Source organism: Candidatus Methylomirabilota bacterium (assembly GCA_035260325.1).
Lineage (GTDB): Bacteria > Methylomirabilota > Methylomirabilia > Rokubacteriales > CSP1-6 > AR19.
The window spans coordinates 1-3,490 of record DATFVL010000005.1; the positions used below are offsets into that span (position 1 = coordinate 1).

General features: G+C 69.4%; 2 protein-coding genes. Both read left to right on the forward strand.

Going from position 1 to position 3,490, the window contains the following annotated elements:
* The first annotated feature begins 419 nt into the window (after positions 1-419).
* On the forward strand, positions 420-3,092 hold the full coding sequence (locus VKG64_00205) for a sulfatase-like hydrolase/transferase (protein HKB23443.1): 2,673 nt from the start codon (positions 420-422) through the stop codon (positions 3,090-3,092).
* 199 nt (positions 3,093-3,291) lie between these two features.
* The gene (locus VKG64_00210) at positions 3,292-3,456 is read left to right on the forward strand and encodes a hypothetical protein (GenBank protein ID HKB23444.1); all 165 of its coding nucleotides are present in this window, start codon (positions 3,292-3,294) and stop codon (positions 3,454-3,456) included.
* The last annotated feature ends 34 nt before the right edge of the window (positions 3,457-3,490 follow it).

A 3,490-nucleotide genomic window follows, 5' to 3' on the forward strand; every position in this document is an offset into this window, starting at 1 on the left:
CAGAACGGCCACGAGCGCCACTCGTCAGCTCCGTAGTGTCGGACGACTCCGCGTCTGATTTGTTACGCTCGTGTCAATAAAGTCCGCTCGCTCCGCCGTCCACCGGTGGACTCTGGCTCGACCGGACCCGCGGGCGTCGCCCGATGATTTCACATTCCTGTGACAACTCCGCAGCCCCGTCTGGCCGAGGGTTCCTTTCGGAGGCGTCATGCGCGTCAGCGTCTTCATCCCCGCCCTGAGCGCAGAGGCGGCCGTCGGTGCTGCTGTGGTCGAGGAAATTCCGCGAGATCTCGTTCACGGGATCATCGTTGTGGACAACGGCAGCATCGATCGAACAGCTGCGCTGGTGTCGGCCGCCGGCGGGCGCGCGTCGTCCGCGGGAACGTTTCCAACCAGCAATTCGAGAAGGAGATCTACGAGTGGTACCGGGCGCAACAGCGCCGAGCGACACCGACCGCCTGCCGGAGGGGTCCGCCAAGGCCGGGTTCACGGTCGGTCCCTGCGCTCTCCTCTGGTTCCCGGTAGTTGAAGCCCTCCTGGCCTTTGTGCTCGTCGGCGCCTACACGGCGTCTCAGAGCCCGCTCGGCCGCTATCTCTCCGCGGGCGAGAGCCCGCTGTTCGTGTGGGTGAGGGCACACGCAGCGTCCCTGCTCCGGGGCGGGCTCGGCGCGGTGCTCGGCCTCTGCATAACTCGCCTCTGGTCTGCCGAGCGGTGGCCGGTCTGGATGCGGGCGCTGACGGGCGCCGAGATCGCCGCACTCGGCGTCCTGGCGCTCACGCCGCTCCGTGCCGAGGGCGGGATCCTGCCGGCGGCCCACGTCGGGCTCCAGGCCACGCTCCTGCTCCAGATCGTCGGCGGCGCCGCGCTCGCGCCGGGGGCGGCCGAGGTCTCGGCTCGGCTCCTGGTGCCGGAGCGTCGTCTGCCAACGTTCCTGTCGTTCGTGTTCGTCCTGGCGGCGGCGCCGGCCCTCTTCGATCCGGGCGCGCGCCGGATCCGAGCTTTCACCGACCTCGATTCCGCCGTGGACATCGCGCTGAGCGTGGTCCTGCCGCCGCTGCTCTCGGGGACGACCGGCGTCTGGCTCGGCGTCGGTGTCGCCGGCCTGTTCGCCGCGGCCGGCGCCGTGGCGCGGAGGGCCGGCGGCGCGTTCCCGCGGGCCGTCGTCCTGCCGCTGACATTCGTCAGCGTCGCCGGGCTCTTTGCCGCCGTCTTCATCGCGTCGCTCACGGTGGCGATCGGGTGGGAGCTTGCCGCGCTCGATCTCAACGGCCTGAAGCTCCCGCTCGGCCTCCTGCTGGCCGGTGGTACGGGCGGCCTGACCCACCTGACCGCGCGTCGACTGATGGAGCGCGCCCCGGTCACCCCCGTGCGCAGCCCGATCGGCATGGCCGCCCTGTCGGCGGGAGCGATCCTCGTCCTCCCGCTCGCCTGGATCCTGACTCGGCCGAGAGCCGGCCGGGCGGCGTGGCGCGGCCTCCTCAGTGTGTGTCTGCTCGCGCCGGTGGCGCTCGGCGGCTACGTTCTCTACGGCGGTCTGTTCGATCCATGGTTCACCGTGTTTTCCTACCTGAAGGCGATCCTGTTCAAGGCCACGGCGACGGCCGCCGCGGGGATACTCGTCCTCGTGGACGAGGAGCTCATGCCGGCCCGGACGACCCACCCGGGGCCGGGATGGCGGGGCCCGGCAACGGTACTGGCCGCCGCGCTGCTCCTGCCCGTCGCCCCCATCGCGGCGTTCAACCGCCACCCCGAGACGAAGGCGGCGGTCCTGCAGTTCAGTGAGTTCAGCATGGTAGATGCGGCGTATCTGCGTGTCCTGTCGCGGATCCCCGGGCTCGGCGACTGGATCCGGCTCGGCCAGTCGCCCTCGCCAAACGGCTCGGCGCCGGCCTGGCTACCCCCGTGGATCCTCGAGAAGACCCACCGCTCGCTCCTCCCGCGCGACTTCAATCTCCTAGTCGTGGTCGTGGACGCCCTGCGCGGGGACGCCTTCCGTTCGGCCGGGTACCACCGCGACCTGACCCCGTTCCTGGATCGCTGGGCGTTGGAGGAGGCCGTGTCGTTCCGACGCGCGTACAGTCCCGGAGGCGGCACGTTCGCGGCATTCCCCTTCCTGGTGGGCGGGCGGAGTCGGTTCACCCTCTACGGGCCCGGTCTCCATGAGGACAACCTCTACTTCAAGCTCGCGCAGGCCGAAGGCATACGGCACGTGATGGTGGTCAAGGGGTATGGCCCGCGGGCCATCTTCCCGCCAAACTATCCGGTCCTCGAGCTGGGTGACGGTGGCGGCGGCGACCGATCCGTATCCGCCGACCAGGCGTTCGGCTGGCTCCAAGCCGCGCTCGACGCCGTTCCCGCCGGCGAGCGGTTCCTCGCCTTCCTCCATCTCATGGACATGCACAACGACCTGTGGAAGAAGCGCGACGGGCTGGACTTCGGCGACGCCCCGCGCGATCTCTACGACAACAATCTCTCCTACCTGGACCGCGCCTTCGCGCGGTTCGTCGCGTGGCTCAGACAGCACAGCCTCTACGACCGGACGGTGGTCCTCTTCACCGCCGACCACGGTGAGCAGTTCTGGGAGCACGGCGCGAGCCTCCATGGGCATACCCTGTACGAGGAAGACCTGCGGATCCCGTTGATTCTGCTCGCTCACGGCGTGCGGGCTCGAGTGGAGGATGTGCCGGTCACCGCCGCCGACATGGCCCCGACGATCCTCGAGCTGGCCGGCTACTCCGTACACCCCCCGTACGACGATCCTCGCATGGGGATCTCCCTCGTGCCGCTGCTCCTCGGGCAGGAGCGTGGCCGTTACCTCCACCGCGACGTGGTCGGGCGGGCCTCGTTCAAGCGCAGCTATTTCCTCTACCGCGACTGGCGGTGGAAGCTGATCTACTCCGCCGACTTCGACCTCCTCCAGCTCTTCGACGTGGTCGATGACCCTCGCGAACGGCGGAACCTGGTACGCGAGCGCCAACCTCTCGCCGTCGAGCTGGAGCGAGACCTGATGCACTACCTGGCGACCGTGGAGGGGCGCTCGTACCGACCGCTCCAATCGACGGACGGCGAGGAGGCCGCCGGAGCTAAATAGCCACGCCTCCCGGTCGACGACCAAGCCCTGAGCGTAGCAGCCTCACCTCACGGGTGGCGACGAATCGGGGCCCGCGCGGCCACGCCCGTGCGCCAGGTGGACTCAAACATTTCACAGTGCCGTAACACGACGTCCGACCGCCCGGGCGCAACCTACTGACAGCCACAACTTGTTTCCTGAGGAGCTGTGGCCTTGATCGATGCACCGCTTCCGCGCGTATGCCTCGACCGTGGGCAAGCACGCGATCGTCCTGGTCGCGAGCAGCGCCATGCACGCGACCTCGCCCCTGTTCGCGGCGGTCTGGATCGGCGCCGAGCAGCGCCTCGATCTCGCGACGTCTCAATACTCGCGGCGGGCTACGTGAGCGCGGCGGGCGCGGGGGAGCGCGAGCTTGCCCT

Excerpts from the sequence above, each read along its gene's own strand:
- VKG64_00210 (HKB23444.1), top strand. The coding sequence starts at position 3,292 with ATGCACCGCTTCCGCGCGTATGCCTCGACCGTGGGCAAGCACGCGATC.